Origin of the sequence: Streptomyces sp. GC420 (assembly GCF_009916105.1) — a bacterium.
Lineage (GTDB): Bacteria > Actinomycetota > Actinomycetes > Streptomycetales > Streptomycetaceae > Streptomyces.
The window spans coordinates 1-17207 of the sequence record NZ_JAAAXQ010000154.1 but is presented as its reverse complement, the minus strand read 5'-3'; the positions used below and the strand labels follow the sequence as shown (position 1 = coordinate 17207).

15 protein-coding genes are annotated in these 17207 nt (G+C 71.4%); 9 read left to right on the top strand and 6 right to left on the bottom strand.

Translation table 11 applies throughout. The features are described 5' to 3' along the window. Nucleotides 1–485: 485 nt before the first annotated feature. The 4 genes from pdhA to GUY61_RS19800 all read left to right on the top strand — a co-directional run bounded on the left by pdhA (nucleotide 486) and on the right by GUY61_RS19800 (nucleotide 5184). A complete protein-coding gene (gene pdhA / locus GUY61_RS19815; RefSeq protein WP_166631546.1) occupies nucleotides 486–1682 on the top strand; it encodes a pyruvate dehydrogenase (acetyl-transferring) E1 component subunit alpha in 1197 nt (398 codons plus the stop codon). A gap of 2 nt (nucleotides 1683–1684) precedes the next feature. Next, nucleotides 1685–2659, top strand: coding sequence for an alpha-ketoacid dehydrogenase subunit beta (locus GUY61_RS19810; RefSeq protein WP_166631545.1), 975 nt, complete (start codon nucleotides 1685–1687; stop codon nucleotides 2657–2659). Nucleotides 2660–2679: 20 nt separating this feature from the next. Then, nucleotides 2680–4224: a dihydrolipoamide acetyltransferase family protein gene (locus GUY61_RS19805; protein ID WP_208106207.1), complete on the top strand. Its 1545-nt coding sequence runs from the start codon at nucleotides 2680–2682 to the stop codon at nucleotides 4222–4224. A 213-nt stretch (nucleotides 4225–4437) separates the two neighbouring features. Continuing rightward, complete coding sequence (locus GUY61_RS19800; protein WP_166631543.1) at nucleotides 4438–5184, top strand: SDR family NAD(P)-dependent oxidoreductase; 747 nt, start codon at nucleotides 4438–4440, stop codon at nucleotides 5182–5184. Between the two features lie 37 nt (nucleotides 5185–5221). On the opposite strand, the gene GUY61_RS19795 is transcribed toward GUY61_RS19800, so the two are convergent. Both GUY61_RS19795 and GUY61_RS19790 read right to left on the bottom strand, forming a co-directional pair. Beyond that, on the bottom strand, nucleotides 5222–6373 hold the full coding sequence (locus GUY61_RS19795) for a glycosyltransferase family 39 protein (protein ID WP_166631542.1): 1152 nt from the start codon (nucleotides 6371–6373) through the stop codon (nucleotides 5222–5224). 129 nt (nucleotides 6374–6502) lie between these two features. Then, on the bottom strand, nucleotides 6503–7420 hold the full coding sequence (locus tag GUY61_RS19790; protein ID WP_166631547.1) for a D-alanyl-D-alanine carboxypeptidase family protein: 918 nt from the start codon (nucleotides 7418–7420) through the stop codon (nucleotides 6503–6505). Nucleotides 7421–7705: 285 nt separating this feature from the next. On the opposite strand from GUY61_RS19790, the gene GUY61_RS19785 reads away from it, so the two are divergent. Continuing rightward, the gene (locus tag GUY61_RS19785; protein ID WP_166631541.1) at nucleotides 7706–8365 is read left to right on the top strand and encodes a GntR family transcriptional regulator; all 660 of its coding nucleotides are present in this window, start codon (nucleotides 7706–7708) and stop codon (nucleotides 8363–8365) included. Next, nucleotides 8362–9663 (top strand): nitrate/nitrite transporter, encoded by a 1302-nt coding sequence (locus GUY61_RS19780; protein ID WP_166631540.1) that lies wholly within the window; start codon nucleotides 8362–8364, stop codon nucleotides 9661–9663. The genes GUY61_RS19785 and GUY61_RS19780 overlap by 4 nt, the downstream gene beginning before the upstream one ends. 123 nt (nucleotides 9664–9786) lie before the next feature. On the opposite strand, the gene GUY61_RS19775 is transcribed toward GUY61_RS19780, so the two are convergent. Beyond that, complete coding sequence (locus GUY61_RS19775; RefSeq protein WP_166631539.1) at nucleotides 9787–10614, bottom strand: maleylpyruvate isomerase family mycothiol-dependent enzyme; 828 nt, start codon at nucleotides 10612–10614, stop codon at nucleotides 9787–9789. A gap of 190 nt (nucleotides 10615–10804) precedes the next feature. Between GUY61_RS19775 and GUY61_RS19770 the strand changes: the two genes are divergently transcribed. Next, a complete protein-coding gene (locus GUY61_RS19770; RefSeq protein WP_166631538.1) occupies nucleotides 10805–11602 on the top strand; it encodes a carbon-nitrogen family hydrolase in 798 nt (265 codons plus the stop codon). Nucleotides 11603–11654: 52 nt separating this feature from the next. On the opposite strand, the gene GUY61_RS19765 is transcribed toward GUY61_RS19770, so the two are convergent. The 3 genes from GUY61_RS19765 to GUY61_RS19755 form a co-directional block, all read right to left on the bottom strand. Next, nucleotides 11655–12149 (bottom strand): LURP-one-related/scramblase family protein, encoded by a 495-nt coding sequence (locus tag GUY61_RS19765; protein WP_166631537.1) that lies wholly within the window; start codon nucleotides 12147–12149, stop codon nucleotides 11655–11657. 259 nt (nucleotides 12150–12408) lie between these two features. Beyond that, nucleotides 12409–12639 (bottom strand): DUF6458 family protein, encoded by a 231-nt coding sequence (locus tag GUY61_RS19760; RefSeq protein WP_166631536.1) that lies wholly within the window; start codon nucleotides 12637–12639, stop codon nucleotides 12409–12411. 122 nt (nucleotides 12640–12761) lie between these two features. Next, nucleotides 12762–14054, bottom strand: coding sequence for a M18 family aminopeptidase (locus tag GUY61_RS19755; RefSeq protein WP_166631535.1), 1293 nt, complete (start codon nucleotides 14052–14054; stop codon nucleotides 12762–12764). A gap of 455 nt (nucleotides 14055–14509) precedes the next feature. Here GUY61_RS19755 and GUY61_RS19750 point away from each other — a divergent pair, with 455 nt between their 5' ends. Next, a complete protein-coding gene (locus tag GUY61_RS19750; RefSeq protein WP_166631534.1) occupies nucleotides 14510–16345 on the top strand; it encodes an acyl-CoA dehydrogenase in 1836 nt (611 codons plus the stop codon). A 134-nt stretch (nucleotides 16346–16479) separates the two neighbouring features. Beyond that, a partial coding sequence (locus tag GUY61_RS19745; protein WP_166631533.1) for a hypothetical protein occupies nucleotides 16480–17207 on the top strand: 728 nt, incomplete at its 3' end.

Below are 17207 nucleotides of genomic sequence, written 5' to 3'. Positions count from 1 at the left end.
GGCGCCTGTTCTCGGACCCCCGTCCCGGACCCCCGCGAGCCGGGAGTGGCGGGAAAGTGCCGCCGTGCGTGGCGGCGGGTGGGGCCGAATTCGCCGGATTGGGCCGAAAGGCCGGATTGTGGGCGCGCCGCGAAACGGTGTCCGGGCGCTGCGATCAGCAGGAAAGAAGTCTTCCCGCGCCTCGGTACGGCGGGATAACGTGCCGTTGTTCCGGCGGCCGCGAGGCTGTGACCAGTGCTGTGACCAGCAAGTGTTCCGCGATTCCCCGATTTACTTGGAAATCCAAGCAAAATCGCAGGTCAGGTGGGGTTTCGCAGATATGTGGGGCACTGGGTAACGTGCCTTCTGCGTACGCGCGACGGAACGCACCGACAACACCTGGTTCCGGACGCTCGACGCACCCACCCCGTGCGCGGGTATGGATCCAGGCGAGCCGCACTGGCTTCCCGGCGGACCCCGGGGGCCGGACCGACGGAGGAGCACACGTGACCGTGGAGAGCACTGCCGCGCGCAAGCCGCGACGCAGCAGCGGCACAGGCGCAGGCACAGGCGCAGCCAAGCGCACCGCTGCCAAGAAGCAGCCGGCGAGGAGCGCCCGGACCGCACAGCCCGCACAGCCCGACCTCGTACAGCTGCTGACGCCCGCGGGCGAGCGCGTCGAGCACCCCGACTACTCGATCGACCTGACGGCCGACGAGCTGCGCGGGCTGTACCGGGACATGGTCCTCACGCGCCGCTTCGACGGCGAGGCCACCGCGCTGCAGCGCCAGGGCGAGCTGGGCCTGTGGGCCTCCCTGCTGGGCCAGGAGGCCGCCCAGATCGGCTCCGGCCGGGCCCTGCGCGACGACGACTACGTCTTCCCGACCTACCGCGAGCACGGCGTCGCCTGGTGCCGCGGTGTCGACCCGACCAACCTCCTCGGCATGTTCCGCGGCGTGAACCACGGCGGCTGGGACCCCAACAGCAACAACTTCCACCTCTACACCATCGTCATCGGCTCGCAGACGCTCCACGCGACCGGTTACGCGATGGGCGTGGCCAAGGACGGCGCCGACTCGGCCGTCATCGCCTACTTCGGCGACGGGGCCAGCAGCCAGGGAGACGTCGCCGAGGCCTTCACGTTCGCCGCGGTCTACAACGCCCCCGTCGTCTTCTTCTGCCAGAACAACCAGTGGGCGATCTCCGAGCCCACCGAGAAGCAGAGCCGCGTGCCGATCTACCAGCGCGCCGCCGGCTTCGGCTTCCCCGGCGTCCGCGTCGACGGCAACGACGTCCTCGCCTGCCTGGCGGTGACCCGCGCCGCCCTGGAGCGGGCGCGGCGCGGCGAGGGCCCGACGCTGGTCGAGGCCTTCACCTACCGCATGGGTGCCCACACCACATCCGACGACCCGACCCGCTACCGGCACGACGACGAGCGGGCGGCCTGGGAGGCCAAGGACCCGATCTCCCGGCTCAAGGCGTACCTGGAGCGCGAGGGCATCGCGGACGAGGGCTTCTTCGCCGCGCTGGAGGAGGAGAGCGACGCGCTGGCCAAGCGGGTCAGGGAGGCGGTGCGTTCGATGCCCGACCCCGACGCCATGTCGATGTTCGAGCACGTATACGCCGACGGGCACGCGCTCGTCGACGAGGAACGGGCGCAGTTCGCCGCGTACCAGGCTTCGTTCGCCGAGGAGGGCAACTGATCATGACGACCATGACGTTGGCGAAGGCCCTCAACGAGTCGCTGCGCAAGGCCCTGGACACCGACCCCAAGGTCCTGATCATGGGTGAGGACGTCGGCAAGCTCGGCGGTGTCTTCCGTATCACCGACGGCCTGCAGAAGGACTTCGGCGAGGACCGGGTCATCGACACCCCGCTCGCCGAGTCCGGGATCGTCGGCACGGCCGTCGGCCTGGCGCTGCGCGGCTACCGCCCGGTGGTGGAGATCCAGTTCGACGGCTTCGTCTTCCCGGCCTACGACCAGATCGTCACGCAGCTCGCGAAGATGCACGCACGCTCGCTCGGCACGGTCAAGCTGCCGGTCGTCGTCCGCATCCCCTACGGCGGCGGGATCGGCGCGGTCGAGCACCACAGCGAGTCCCCGGAGGCCCTGTTCGCGCACGTGGCGGGCCTGAAGGTGGTCACCCCCTCGAACGCCTCCGACGCCTACTGGATGCTCCAGCAGGCCATCCAGAGCGACGACCCGGTGATCTTCTTCGAGCCGAAGCGCCGCTACTGGGACAAGGGCGAGGTCAGCACCGAGGCGATCCCGTCCCCGCTGCACGGCGCGCGCGTCGCGCTGGCCGGCACGGACCTGACCCTGGCGGCGTACGGCCCGATGGTGAAGGTCTGCCTGGAGGCGGCCAGGGCCGCGGCCGAGGAGGGCAACTCGGTGGAGGTCCTCGACCTGCGTTCGATCTCCCCGATCGACTTCGACACGATCCAGGCGTCCGTCGAGAAGACCCGCCGCCTCGTCGTCGTCCACGAGGCCCCTGTCTTCCTGGGCTCGGGCTCGGAGATCGCCGCACGCATCACGGAGCGGTGCTTCTACCACCTGGAGGCGCCCGTGCTGCGCGTCGGCGGCTTCCATGCCCCGTACCCGCCGGCCCGGATCGAAGAGGAGTACCTGCCGGGTCTGGACCGGGTACTCGACGCCGTCGACCGCTCGCTGGCGTACTGAGGGAGAGGTTCGTGACGACGATGACCGAAACCCGTGGGACCTCGGTCCGCGAGTTCAAGATGCCGGACGTGGGGGAGGGCCTCACCGAGGCCGAGATCCTCAAGTGGTTCGTCCGGCCCGGCGACAGGGTGACCGACGGCCAGGTCGTGTGCGAGGTGGAGACGGCCAAGGCCGCCGTCGAGCTGCCGATCCCGTTCGACGGGGTGGTGCACGAGCTCCGCTTCCCCGAGGGGACGACCGTCGATGTCGGCGAGGTGATCATCTCCGTCGACACGGGCGGGGGCGAGGCCCCGCCGGCGGTGCCGGAGGAGACCGCCGCCGCGGTACCGGCTCCGGCCGTGCCGGCCGCCGGTGAGAGCGCACCCGCCGCACCCGCCGCTGCTGCCGCCCCGCCCGCACGGCAGCCGGTGCTGGTCGGCTACGGCGTGGCGCAGACCTCCACGAAGCGCCGGCCGCGCAAGCCGGTGGGCGGTGCGCCCTCCGAGGCCCCCTCCGAGGCCCCCTCCGAGATCCCCTTCGAGACCTTGGCACCGCCCGCGGGCGCCGCGCCGGGCGGACTGAACGGGCACGCGGCGGCCGGTCCCCGGCCGCTGGCGAAGCCGCCCGTGCGGAAGCTCGCCAAGGACCTGGGCATCGACCTGACGACGGTGACGCCGACGGGACCCGACGGGATCATCACGCGGGACGACGTCCACGCGGCCGCCGCCGCGGTTCAGGCCCAGGCCCAGGCCCAGGCGGCCGCATCCGCGGCCGCACCCGCACCGGTCGAGGCGCCCGTGGCGCCCGCGCACGCCGCGGTACGCCCCGAGCCGGCCGTGGCCGCCGTCCCCGCCCCGCCCGCCGGGCTCGGCACCGTCGCCGGGGCGCGCGAGACACGCGTCCCCATCAAGGGCGTACGCAAGATGACCGCCCAGGCCATGGTGAGCTCCGCCTTCACCGCACCGCACGCCACGGAGTTCGTCACCGTGGACGTGACGCGGACGATGAAGCTCGTCGAGGAGCTCAAGCAGGACAAGGACATGGCCGGGCTGCGGGTCAACCCGCTGCTGCTGGTCGCCAGGGCGCTGCTCGTGGCGATCAAGCGGAACCCGGACGTCAACGCCTCCTGGGACGAGGCGAACCAGGAGATCGTGTACAAGCACTACGTGAACCTGGGCATCGCCGCGGCAACCCCGCGCGGGCTGATCGTGCCGAACATCAAGGACGCCCACGCCAAGGCCCTGCCGGAACTCGCCGCCGCGCTCGGTGAGCTGGTCGCGACCGCGCGGGAGGGCAAGACCTCACCGGCGGCGATGCAGGGCGGCACGGTGACCATCACGAACGTCGGCGTCTTCGGCGTCGATACCGGAACACCGATCCTGAACCAGGGCGAGTCCGCGATCCTCGCGTTCGGGGCGGTCAGACTCCAGCCCTGGGTCCACAAGGGCAAGGTCAAGCCGCGTCAGGTCACGACGCTCGCGCTCTCCTTCGACCACCGCCTGGTCGACGGCGAACTCGGCTCGAAGGTGCTCGCGGATGTGGCGGCGGTGCTGGAGCAGCCGAAGAGGCTCATCACCTGGGCCTGACAGGGCCGTACGGCAGGTGCCGGACCGACGGGGCCCGGGAGGAACCTTCCTCCCGGGCCCCGCCCGTTCCCCGGACCGCCCGGCCGGGGGCCGCGCCCCGACCGGCCCGTTCGCCGTGGGCCCGGCGTCGTGGGCCGGGGGCTTCCGGGACAGAGGAACGTGAGGTCCGGATGCCGCCAGAACTCCTCCGGGCGTCCGGCCACGATGAATTGCATGGACACATACGAGTTCACGGGCAGGAAAGCCCTGGTCACAGGTGGGAGCCGGGGCATCGGCGCGGCGGTCGCGCTGCGTCTGGCGGCGGCGGGCGCGGATGTCGCCCTGACGTACCGGCAGGACGGCGCGGGCGCCGGGGCGGTGGCGGAGAAGATCGAGGGGATGGGGCGCCGGGCCGTGGTGCTCCGGATGGAGGGCGCGGACGGCGGAGCCGTGACCGCCGCCGTGGACCGGGCGGCCGCGGGGCTCGGCGGGCTGGACGTCCTGGTGAACAACGCGGCGGCGTTCGTGGTGGGGACCGTCGAGGAACTGGGCGCGGCGGAGTTCGACGAGGTGGTCGCCGTGAACGTGCGCGCGCCCTATCTGGCGAGCCGGGCCGCGGCCCGCCACATGCGGGCCGGCGGGCGGATCGTCAGCATCGGCAGCAATGTGGCGGAGCGGACGGCGTTCCCGGGATTCTCGCTGTACGCGATGAGCAAGGCCGCGCTCACGGGCATGACCAAGGGCCTGGCCCGGGACCTGGGGCCGCGCGGTATCACCGTGAACCTGGTCCACCCCGGTCCGACGGACACCGACGCCAATCCCGCCGACGGGCCGAACGCGCCTGCGGTCCGGGGCTTCACCGCGCTCGGGCGCTACGCCGGGGCCGAGGAGATCGCCTCCGCCGTCGCATATCTCGCGTCCCGCGACGCCGGCTATGTCACGGGCGCCTCGCTGCACGCGGACGGAGGGTTCACCGTCTGAACGGAGGACGAGGGAACACGCGGGCGGTCCGTCGCCTCTAGGGCGGGCCGGAACCCAGCAGCGTGAAGGCCCCGTACAGCCCTGACGCGATCGCCGCCGCGGCGAGGACCGGCAGGGACGTGCGGGGCTTCACGGTGTTCCGGGCGAGGGCCGCGGCGGCCGGGAGGAGCAGCGGGAACGCGGGCATCATCAGGCGGGGCCTGGAGCCGAAGTAGCCGGAGCCGACGAGGGACACGGCCACGACGGCGAGCGTGTACACCAGGACGGGCAACGGCTGCTTCTGGCGTACGCACAGCCACAGTACCCAGAAGAGGAACGCGAAGGCGGCGCACAGGCCGAGGCCCGCGAGGGGGCTGTGGGAGAACTGCCGGGCCACGAAGGAGGCGAGCGCGACGCCGCCGTCGATGCGGTTGTTCCACCGGGCCTGGACGTCGAAGTAGGCGAAGGGCGCGCCCTCGCGCCGGGCGACGTACACGACGTACGAGAGCCAGCCCAGCGGGGCGAGACAGACCCCGGCGGCCACCCTCGGGTCCCAGCGCCGCTCGCTGTACAGCGTCCGGGCACCGGTGACGCCGATCGCGGCGATCAGCGCGGCGGCGGAGGGACGGGTCAGGCCGGCCGCGGAGCACAGCAGCCCCGCCGCGATCCAGCGGCGGGTCAGCACGGCGTACAGCGCCCAGGCGGCGAGCGCCGTGAACAGCGTCTCCGTGTAGGCCATGGACTGGACGAACGCCGTCGGGAAGACGCCCCACAGCACGGCGAGCAGGGTGCCCGCGCGGCGGCCGTACAGGTGGTCGCCCACGGCGAAGACGCCCCAGGCCGCGGCGAGGGAGGCGAGCCAGGAGACGACGAGCCCGGACGCCGGCAGGCCGATGGGCAGCAGTTCGCGGACACCGCGCTCCAGCAGCGGGAACAGCGGGAAGAAGGCCAGGTCGGAGTGGACGGAGCCGTCCGGCAGGGTGACCTCGTGGCCGTAGCCGTTCGCCGCGATGCGCTGGTACCAGACGGAGTCCCAGCGTCCGTTCAGCCGGTGGAGGCCGTCCTTGCCCTGGGCGGCGGCCAGGGCGAGGAGGAGGGCGAGGCCGGTCAGCCGTACCGCCGCGTACCCGAGCAGTGCGGGCGCCGCGCCGTACCTCGGTCGCGGCGTGGTGGCCGCGGGCGGCGGGGCGGCTGTCCTGGTCTCGGGCATGCGGGGAATTATCACCCGTACGCCCGGGACCAGTGACCGGGACCAGCGATCGGGATCAGCGACCGGGACCGGCTCCGGTCCGGCCCGACCTCAGTGGATCGGCCGGACCCGGACCGGGCCGGACGTGGATCAGTCCTGCTGGGCCCCGGAGGGCAGCGAGCGCAGCTTCATCGTCGTGGCGGTGCTCGAACCGAAGGCGTAGTCGAGCAGCTTCGCCGCGTCCGTGTAGCGGTTGGTGTCGTTGAGGATCACACCGACCACGGTCTTCTCGCCGCGGGTGGCGGCGAAGACGAGGCAGGGGCCGGCGGCGGAGCCGGTGCCGGTCTTGATGCCGACGGCGCCGTTGTAGGAGCCGAGCAGCTTGTTGGTGTTGTACCAGGTGTAGGTACGGGTGCCGCCGGTGCTGGTGGTCGCGTAGCGCACGGTCTTGGTCGTCTTGACGACCGAGCGGAACGTCGAGCTCTTCATGGCGTAGCGGGCGAGCTTCGTCAGGTCCTTCGGGGTCGTGTAGTTGTTCCCCGTGGAGGAGATGCCGTCGAAGGAGTCGAACTTGGTGTTCGTCATGCCCAGGTCCGAGGCCTTCTTGTTCATCTTGCCGATGAACGACTTCGTGCGGGCGGAGCGGGTGTCGCCGCTGCCGAAGGTGTCGGCCAGGGCGTAGGCCGCGTCGCAGCCGGAGGGCAGCATCAACCCGTACAGAAGCTGACGGACGGTCAGCTTGTCGCCGGTCCTGAGGTCGGCGGTGCTGGCACCCTGCGCGGCGACGTAGTCGCGGTAGGCCTGCCGGACGGTCACCTTGCGGTCGAGGTCGAGACCGGAGGTGTTGAGGACCACGGCGGCCGTCATGATCTTCGTCGTGGACGCCATCTGGCGCTTGGTGTTGCTGTCCTTGCCGTAGAGCTTGGTGCTCGTCGAAAGGTCGTACAGGTAGGCGCCCTTGGCGCTGATGGTGGGCGCGGTGGCCGCCTGCGCGGGGGCCGCCAGGGCCGGGACGGCAAGCACGGCACCCGCGGTCACCGACACGGTGAAGGCGGTGGCCTTGCGCATGCTTCTGCCCTTGGTGCGGCCCTTGATGAGGAGGGATTTCAAAATCGACGCTCCGAGTCAGCGAAAGCTTGGGCAGGCACAGGAGTGGAGTGCTCTGCACTCACCAGACCCACGGGAACGTCCGATGGTTGTACGCATCGAGGTGTGATTTCGGCCATGTTGGACGACGGCTTTCCGTCGGGGTGGCGGCCGGGACGTGGGCGCGCCGCCGGCGGGAACGGCCGCCCGCCGTCCGCGATACGGACGCGGCCGATGATGCACCTCTGTTGTATCTATGCTGTGTGCATGCCCACAGCCCCGGTCTCCCTCAAGCAGCCGCCCGCCGCCGAGCGGGTGTACGCCCACATCAAGCAGGCCGTGCTCGACCGGCGCTACGAGGGCGGCACCCTGCTGACCGAAGGCGACCTCGCCGAGACCGTCGGCGTCTCCCGCACCCCGGTGCGCGAGGCGCTGCTGCGGCTGGAGGTCGAGGGGCTGATCAAGCTCTACCCGAAGAAGGGCGCACTGGTGCTGCCGGTCTCCGCGCAGGAGATCGCGGACGTCGTCGAGACCCGGCTGCTCGTCGAGCAGCACGCCGCCCGCAAGGCCGTGTCCGCCCCGCCCCGGCTCCTCGACCGGCTCCAGGAACTCCTGGAGCAGCAGCGGCGCCAGGCGGAGGCCGGCGACCTGGCCGCCGCCTCGGTCACCGACCGCTGCTTCCACGCCGAGATCGTCCGCAGCGGCGGCAACCAGATCCTGTCCCGCCTCTACGACCAGCTGCGCGACCGTCAGTTGAGGATGGGTGTCGCCGTGATGCATTCGCACCCCGACCGGATCGCCAAGGCCATCGCCGAGCACGGCGAGATCCTCGACGCGCTCCGCGCCGGGGACCCGGAGGCGGCCGTCACCGCCATCGGCCGACACATCAGCTGGTTTCACACCCTGGCCCGCGGAGAGGTCAAGTGACCGCCTCCGCCGCCCGTCTTCCCGGCGATCCGCCCGGAGGGCGCCGCGCCGCGGCCGTCTGGGGCATCGGCGTGGCCGTCTACTTCGTCGCCGTCACCTTCCGCACGAGCCTCGGCGTGGCCGGGCTCGACGCCGCCGACCGCTTCGGCGTCAACGCCTCGGCGCTGTCGACGTTCTCGATCCTGCAGCTCCTGGTCTACGCGGGCATGCAGATACCCGTCGGCCTCATGGTGGACCGGCTCGGCACCAAGCGGGTCCTGACCATCGGCGTCGTGCTGTTCACGGCCGGGCAGCTCGGCTTCGCCCTCTCACCCTCGTACGCCATGGCCCTCGCCTCGCGGGCACTGCTGGGCTGCGGCGACGCGATGACCTTCATCAGCGTGCTGCGGCTGGGCGCCCGCTGGTTCCCGGCCAGGCGCGGGCCGTTCATCGGCCAGCTCGCCGGGCTGGTGGGGATGGCCGGCAACCTCGTGTCCACGATCGTCATCTCGCGGGCGCTCGACGGGCTCGGCTGGACCGTGACCTTCGCGGGCAGCTCGGCGGCCGGCGTCCTCGTTCTCGTCCTGCTGCTGCTCTTCCTGAAGGACCACCCGGAGGGACACGAGCCGGCACCGGCCAAGCACACCGGCGCCGCCTACGTTCGCCGGCAGATCGCCGAGTCCTGGCGCGAGCCCGGCACCCGCCTCGGGCTGTGGGCGCACTTCACCACACAGTTCCCCGCCATGGTGTTCCTGCTGCTGTGGGGGCTGCCGTTCCTGGTCGAGGCACAGGGCATGTCCCGGGCCTCGGCGGGCGAGATGCTGACCCTGGTGGTGCTCTCCAACATGGTGATCGGCCTGGTGTACGGGCAGGTCATCGCCCGGCACCATGGAGCGCGCGCCCCCTTGGTGCTGGGAACCATAGGGACTACGGCGGTGCTGTGGGCCACCACCATCATGTGGCCGGGGGGCACCGCCCCGATGTGGCTGCTGATCACCCTGTGCACGGTGCTGGGGGCCTGCGGCCCGGCCTCCATGATCGGCTTCGACTTCGCCCGGCCCGCGAATCCGCCGGAGCGCCAGGGCACTGCGTCCGGGATCGTCAACATGGGCGGTTTCGTCGCCTCCATGACGACGCTGTTCGCCGTGGGCGTGCTCCTCGACGCGACCGGCGACGACTACCGGATCGCGTTCTCCTCCGTCTTCGTGCTCCAGGCACTGGGGGTCACCAGCATCCTGCGCCTGCGCCGCAGGGCGGCGCGGCGTGAGAGCGAGCGCCTGGTCGAGAGCCGCGTCGAGGCGGTCCACGTCCCCGCCTGACCAGGCGGCTCCGCCCAACCCGGCACGGGGCGGGCGCCCCGCTGCCCGGCAGCTCGGTGGGTCGCCCGCACCCCCGGCCGCGGCGTGGCCGCCGCGGTCCGGGTGGTGGTCGTGGCGAGGGTGTTACGGCGTGACCGCGAACTCGCGGAGGATCGCGGCGGCCAGTTCCTGGTCGCCCTCCACCTTGATGTGCTCGGCGACCTGGTCGGCCCGCACCCGGCCGCAGGCCAGGCGTACGTACGTCTCCCAGTCCAGCGCCAGCGTCACCAGCGGTCCCAGCGAGGGGGAGCCGTCGATCGTGCCGCGCCCGTCCTGGTCGACACGGACGGTGCGCAGGAACTCGACCGGCCCGTGCACGTCCACCACGACCGCGGAGTTCGGCGGCGCGCCCGCGTTCTTGGCGACCACCTTGGGCAGCGCGTCGAGCAGCAGGTCACGGGTGACGATCGCCCCCGGGGAGTCCAGGTTGCCGGGCTGCCCCAGGGCCGCCCTCAGGTCCTGCTCGTGGACCCACACGTCGAACGCGCGGAAGCGCAGCGCGTTCTCCAGCGTCTGCTGGGCGCCCAGAGGGGCGGGGACCATCGTCTCCGGAGCGCGGGACTCGTTGCGCAGCTGGCGGGAGCGCCGGATGACGGTGTACTCCAGCTCGGCGACCATCTCGGGAGAGGTGTGGTGCCGGCGCACGTCGACCTGGGTCTCCATATAGCGCGCGAACTCACTGCGCTGGACATGGAACAGATCGCGGGGGAGCGTGTGGATCGGCCGCGGGTCGCCGAGCATCTCGCACTCCATGCCGATGATGTGCGAGACGATGTCGCGCACCGACCATGCCGGGCACGGTGTGCGACGGTTCCACTCGCCCTCCACAAGCGGCGACACCAGCTCCGATATCGCTTCGATGGAGTGGGTCCAGGCATCGGCGTAGTTCTGGAGGCTGGGATGGACGGTCACGGGACCCCTCGGTGGCGCAGGCTGGACTTCGGCTGGGTGTGGGAGGTTCGGCAGCTCTGGGGGTCCGGGGGCGGCCCCCGGAAGAGCACAGTACGCTGCCCGCGGGCACCCCGGCAGTGCTTTCGTGTGACGATCGTAGGTCGGAGAACCTGTGGGCGTTCACAGTCTCCCGAGCCAGGACGGTGGTAATGTGCGCGCCTCGCTGATCCAGATCGCTGTGAATCCGGACGAAACGGTTGTTTCCCGTCGGCTGCGGGCGGCCTCCCTGGTACGGGAACAGGCGGGCGCCGATCTCGTCGTTCTTCCGGAGCTCTGGCCGGTCGGGGCCTTCGCCTTCGACTCCTTCGCGGAGGAGGCCGAGCCCCTGGAGGGCCCGACGCACGAGGTCATGGCGAAGGCCGCCAGGGACGCCGGGGTCTGGCTGCACGCGGGTTCCATCGTCGAACGGGACGGCGAGGCGCTGTTCAACACCTCTCTCGTCTACTCCCCGGACGGCGAGCTGGTCCGCACCTACCGTAAGATCCACCGCTTCGGCTTCGACAAGGGCGAGGCCGTCCTGATGGCGCGCGGCACCGACCTCGTCACCGTGCCCCTCCCCGGCTCCCTCACCCTGGGCCTCGCCACCTGCTACGACCTGCGATTCCCCGAACTGTTCCGTGGCCTCGTCGACGCGGGCGCCACGGCCCTGGTCGTACCGGCGGGATGGCCCGAGCGCCGCCGCTCCCACTGGACGCTGCTGGCCCGGGCACGGGCCGTGGAGAACCAGAGCTACGTCCTGGCCTGCGGCAGCGCCGGCACGCACGCCGGCGTCCAGCAGGCGGGCCACAGCATCGTCGTCGACCCCTGGGGCGAGGTCCTGGCCGAGGCGGGCTCCGGCGAGGAGGTCCTCACCGTCGATCTCGACCCGGCGAAGGTCGCCGCGACCCGCGAGCAGTTCCCGGCACTGAAGGACCGCGTCCTCGGCCTGCCCGACCCCGCGCGCGCCTGAGGGTCCCGCCGCTCCCGCCCGGCCGTACCGGGACTCGCGTTCCCGGTCGGCCCTACCGGGACTCGCGTTCCCGGTCGGCCAGGTGGACGACGCACACCGTGACCGCGATCAGCAGCGCCGGGTCCGCGTCCTCGCGGACGACGTCCAGCCCGTACGTGTCCCGGAGCGTCAGCATGCGCCGGGAGATGTGCGCCAGCAGCTCTCCGTCGTACTCGACGGCGAACTCGCGGTCCAGGATCTTGCCGCTGACGTCGAGTTCCGTGCCGTCCACCAGCGCAACCCGGTAGTGGTTGCGCAGCAGCGACAGGCGTTTGCGCCTGATCGTGGCGAGCGGCCCGCCGTCCCGCTCGATCGTCATCGTGTCGCGCAGGGTCAGCATCCTGCGGCGGATGACGACGAGCGTGCGCCCCTGGGGGTCCTTCAGCTCGAAGGTGCCGCGCAGCGTCAGCGCCTTGCCGTCGACCAGGTAGGCCTTCCGGCCGTGCTCGTCCTCGATCCAGTAGTCCTCGCCGATACCGAGCAGCCGCTCCCGCACCACGTATCTCATGGCGGCAGGCGTTCCCCCGGCGCCGGTCCGCAACGCCGCCGGTAGGCCGACGGGCTCAGTCCGGTCACCCGCCGCGGCCGGACAGTGGACCGGCGGAGCAGTCGACCGGCGGCCGTGGCCGGCCGCTCGGCGGCATGGGCTTCGGCCGTACCGGTGCGACCCGGTGCGCGTCACCGCATCGGGGGTCGCCCCTCTGGCGCTGTTCCTCGCAGGATGGGCGAACGGATGGACGAATAGACGAATGGACGGGCGAACGGGATCAGTAGCGGTAGTTGCGGTTCGGGTCGTCGTCGACGACCGTCTGCGTGACGGGCGGTACGACGGCCCGCCGCCGCCTGGCGATGGACGTGAACGTGGCGACGCCGATGATGCCGACGGCCATGAGAATGAGACCGACGAGATCGAGGTTGACCCCCGACATCTCCCAATCGGTCGCGAACGTGAGGATCGCACCCACCGCGATGAGCACGATGCATCCGCCGAGGCCCATGACTTCCGCCTCCTGACTGGCTGTTGGTCCGGTACTCGTACCGAGTCCTGTGGGTTGGCAGGACTTCCGTGTACCCCGGCCCCGAACAGCCATGCGGAGGCGGCGGCTTCGCCTCCGCCCCGTCAGCCCTCCAGGAAGGCGGTCATGGCGTTCGCCAGCAGGTACGGGTCCTCGGCCCCGCACAACTCCCGTGCGCTGTGCATGGAGAGGATGGCCGCGCCGATGTCGACCGTCCGGATACCGTGCCGGGCGGCGGTGATCGGGCCGATGGTGGTGCCGCACGGCATGGCGTTGTTGGAGACGAAGGTCTGCCAGGGCACTCCGGCCCGTTCGCAGGCTTCGACGAAGACGGCACGGCCCGAACCGTCCGTGGCGTAACGCTGGTTGACGTTGACCTTGAGGATGGGCCCGCCGTTGACGACGGGGTGGTGCGTGGGGTCGTGGCGTTCGCCGTAGTTGGGGTGCACGGCGTGGCCGGTGTCGCAGGACAGGCATACGGTGCCGGCGAGGGCCCGGGCGCGGTCCTCGAGAGTGCCGCCGCGGGAGAGGACCGAACGTTCCAGCACGTTGCCGAGGAGCGGCCCGTCGGCACCGGTGTCGGACTGGCTGCCGTTCTCCTCGTGGTCGAAGGCGGCGAGGACCGGGATGCTGGTCAGCCCGGTGCGGGAGGCGGCCGCCGTGAGCGCGGCGGTGCCGGCGTGTACGGACAGCAGGTTGTCCATGCGCGGCCCGGCGACCAGTTCCCGGTCGCGTCCCAGGTAGGCGGGCGGTTCCACGCTGTGGGTCATCAGGTCCCACCCGGCGACGGAGTCGCGCTCCAGGCCGGCCTCGTCCTCCAGGAAGTGGATGAGGTCGCCCTCGTGGACGGAGCCGAGCCCCCAGACTGGCTGGAGGTGGCGCTGCCGGTCGAGCTTCAGTCCGTCGGTGTTCACGGAGCGGTCGAGGTGGACGGCGAGCTGCGGGACGCGCAGCAGCGGCCGGTCCACGTCGACCAGCCGGGAGGAGCCGTCGCGTAGGGTGAGCCGGCCGGCGATGCCGAGGTCGCGGTCGAGCCAGGAGTTCAGCAGCGGGCCGCCGTAGATCTCGACGGCGATCTGGCGCCAGCCGGCGCTGCCCATGTCGGGCTGGGGCTTGACGCGGAGGTTCGGTGAGTCGGTGTGGGCGCCGACGATCCGGAACGGCGTCTCGGGCGCCGCGCCCTCGGGCACGTACCAGGCGATGATCGCCCCGCCGCGCAGCACGTACTTCCCACCGGGACCGCCGTCCCAGGCGTCCGTCTCCCGCGCCTGCCGGAAGCCGGCTTCCTCCAGCCGCCGCGCCGCGTTCGCCACCGCGTGATACGGGGTGGGGCTGGCCGCGAGGAATGAGAAGAGGCCGTCGGTGTGGGAGTGGTCGAAGGCGCCTGGAGTGCTCATGGAGGCAACCTTAACGACCGGGGGCCGACCGGGCTGGGCGTCATGGAACGGGCCGTCCGGGCGTCGCAAAGGCCCCGCCGGACGCCGGGGAGGGGACCTGGCAGGCTCCGGGGCGGGGGTCCGCCGGTCAGCGCGGAGGGGCCTGCCGGACACCGGGGAGGGGCCCGCCGAACCGTCGCGGCGTGCCGGAGCCCGCCGCGCCGCCGCGAACCGCCGGGGCCCTCGGGCCGTGTCATTCGTCGAGCCTTCGAACCTTTGAATGACGACTCGGTGACAAGCCGGACGCGGAGCCGGCCCGGATAGAGACTGGTCACACTTCACCGGCTGGGGTTGCACCTTATTACCAGTGGGTAGCATCATCCTGGTTACTTGCTGGTAGGTGCGCAGACACACATGCGCTGTCAGTAATACGACACGAGGAAACGCCCTCCCGATCCCTTACGGAGCCGACCGCCATGGGGCACTACAAGTCGAATCTCCGCGACATCGAGTTCAACCTCTTCGAGGTACTCGGCCGCGACAAGCTGTACGGCACCGGCCCGTTCGCGGAAATGGACCAGGAAACCGCACGGAGCATCCTCGAGGAGATCGCGCGCCTCGCGGAGAACGAGCTGGCGGAGTCCTTCGCGGACGCCGACCGGAACCCGCCGGTGTTCGACCCCGAGACCAACACCGCGCCGATCCCGGCCGCCTTCAAGAAGAGCTACGAGGCCTGGATGGAGGCCGAGTACTGGCGCCTGGGCCTGCCCGAGGAGATCGGCGGCACCACCGCCCCCGCGACCCTGATCTGGGCCTACGCGGAGCTGCTGCTCGGCTCCAACCCGGCGATCTGGATGTACTCCTCCGGGCCGGGCTTCGCCGGCATCCTCTTCAACGAGGGCAACGAGGTCCAGAAGAAGATCGCCAAGATCGCGATCGACCGCCGCTGGGCCTCCACCATGGTCCTCACCGAGCCGGACGCCGGCTCCGACGTGGGCGCGGGCCGCACCAGGGCCGTGCAGCAGGAGGACGGCTCCTGGCACATCGAGGGCGTCAAGCGCTTCATCACCTCGGGTGAGCACGACATGGAGGAGAACATCCTCCACTACGTCCTCGCCCGCCCCGAGGGCGCCGGACCGGGCACCAAGGGCCTGTCCCTCTTCCTCGTCCCGAAGTACCTGTTCGACTTCGAGACCGGCGAGCTGGGCGAGCGCAACGGCGCCTACGCCACGAACGTCGAGCACAAGATGGGCCTGAAGGTCTCCAACACGTGCGAGATGACCTTCGGCGACAAGCACCCCGCCAAGGGCTGGCTGATCGGCGACAAGCACGACGGCATCCGCCAGATGTTCCGGATCATCGAGCTCGCCCGCATGATGGTCGGCACCAAGGCGATCGCCACCCTGTCGACGGGCTACCTGAACGCCCTGGAGTACGCCAAGGAGCGCGTCCAGGGACCGGACCTGAAGAACTTCACCGACAAGACCGCGCCCAAGGTCACCATCACGCACCACCCGGACGTCCGCCGCGCCCTGATGACGCAGAAGGCGTACGCCGAGGGCATGCGCTCCCTGGTGCTCTACACCGCGGCCGTGCAGGACGAGATCCAGGTCAAGGAGGCGGCGGGCGAGACCGACGAGGTCAAGCGCCTCAACGGCCTCAACGACCTGCTCCTGCCGATCGTGAAGGGCTACGGCTCCGAGAAGTCGTACGAGCAGCTCGCCCAGTCGCTGCAGACCTTCGGCGGCTCGGGCTACCTCCAGGAGTACCCGGTCGAGCAGTACATCCGGGACGCCAAGATCGACACCCTCTACGAGGGCACCACGGCGATCCAGGGCCAGGACTTCTTCTTCCGCAAGATCGTCCGCGACCAGGGCGCCTCGCTGAACATCCTCTCCGAGGAGATCAAGAAGTTCCTGGCGAGCGAGGCCGGCGGCGAGGAACTGGCCGCGGCCCGCAACGAGCTGACCAAGGCCGCCGTGGACCTCGAGGCGATCGTCGGCAAGATGACCAACGACCTCATCGCCACCGGCGAGGACGTCAAGAACATCTACAAGGTGGGCCTCAACGCCACGCGCCTGCTGCTCACCTCGGGTGACGTCGTGATCGGCTACCTCCTGCTGCGCGGTGCCGCCGTCGCCGCGGAGAAGCTGGCCGCCGGTGCCTCGGCCAAGGACCAGGCGTTCTACCAGGGCAAGATCGCGGCCGCGAAGTTCTTCGCGTCCAACGTCCTGCCGAACGTCGCCGTCCAGCGGGCGATCGCCGATGGCGTCGACCTGGAGATCATGGACCTCGACGAGGCGGCCTTCTAGGCGAACCGCCCGCGGACGTCCGCACGGACGGCGGCCCGCCCCCCCGCACCACGGGGGGCGGGCCGCCGTCCGTCGTGCGCGGCCGCACCTCGCGGACGCCCCGTTGTCAGTGGCGGCCCCTACGCTCCGATGGCATGGAGTCGCAGAAGGACGGACGGGACACACGCAGCTACAGCGTCCCCGCCGGGCGGCCGTATGTGCTGGCCGAACTGCGGGGCAGGCTCGGGGCGGCGAAGGACATGCTCGGCGCTCTGGCCGCCGGGTCGCATCCGCTGGAGTTCGAGCCGGTGGCGGACGGGCTGTACGCCGCGTTCCGCGCCGCGGCCGTGCTCGCGCCGGTGAAGAGCCGCACGGGGTGCCCCGAGCACCCGGACGGCCCGCTCGACCCGGAGCCGCCCGGGGGATGGGGCTGCTGCCTGCTGTGCAATACGCGCAGGCTCCGCGGCGAGCGGGGCGTGCCGGCCGGTGACGCCGCCGCGCGCCCGTCGGAGCTGGGCTATCCGGTGCCCGGTCCGCCGTACACGAGGGACCGGCTCGCGGAGCTCGTGGGAGAGTCCAGTCGGCTGTCTCTCGCCGTCGGGCTCACCTCGGCCGCCGGGGATTTCGCCCTGCTGGCGGACGCTCTGTACGGCGCGTTCGTGGTGGCCAGGGAGCTGTCCCGGCCGCGCGGCGCCTCGGGCTGCGCGGAGCACCCGGGCGCGCCCGTGGACCCGGACGCGCCGCCCGGCGAGGAGTGCATGTTCTGCGCGGGCCGCAGGCGGCGCGCGGCGCCGGAGCGGGCGTACGCGATCCCGCAGCAGATCCGGCTGGACCTCCGCCGCCGCCTCCCGCGCCGGGACGACCGTCCGCGCACCCCCCGCAC

What these genes read in the sequence shown, in the direction of transcription:
- GUY61_RS19810 (WP_166631545.1), top strand. Translation starts at nt 1,685, where the DNA reads ATGACGACCATGACGTTGGCGAAGGCCCTCAACGAGTCGCTGCGCAAG.
- GUY61_RS19805 (WP_208106207.1), top strand. Translation starts at nt 2,680, where the DNA reads ATGACCGAAACCCGTGGGACCTCGGTCCGCGAGTTCAAGATGCCGGAC.
- GUY61_RS19800 (WP_166631543.1), top strand. Translation starts at nt 4,438, where the DNA reads ATGGACACATACGAGTTCACGGGCAGGAAAGCCCTGGTCACAGGTGGG.
- GUY61_RS19795 (WP_166631542.1), bottom strand. Translation starts at nt 6,373, where the DNA reads ATGCCCGAGACCAGGACAGCCGCCCCGCCGCCCGCGGCCACCACGCCG.
- GUY61_RS19790 (WP_166631547.1), bottom strand. Translation starts at nt 7,420, where the DNA reads ATGCGCAAGGCCACCGCCTTCACCGTGTCGGTGACCGCGGGTGCCGTG.
- GUY61_RS19785 (WP_166631541.1), top strand. Translation starts at nt 7,706, where the DNA reads ATGCCCACAGCCCCGGTCTCCCTCAAGCAGCCGCCCGCCGCCGAGCGG.
- GUY61_RS19765 (WP_166631537.1), bottom strand. Translation starts at nt 12,149, where the DNA reads ATGAGATACGTGGTGCGGGAGCGGCTGCTCGGTATCGGCGAGGACTAC.
- GUY61_RS19760 (WP_166631536.1), bottom strand. Translation starts at nt 12,639, where the DNA reads ATGGGCCTCGGCGGATGCATCGTGCTCATCGCGGTGGGTGCGATCCTC.
- GUY61_RS19755 (WP_166631535.1), bottom strand. Translation starts at nt 14,054, where the DNA reads ATGAGCACTCCAGGCGCCTTCGACCACTCCCACACCGACGGCCTCTTC.
- GUY61_RS19750 (WP_166631534.1), top strand. Translation starts at nt 14,510, where the DNA reads ATGGGGCACTACAAGTCGAATCTCCGCGACATCGAGTTCAACCTCTTC.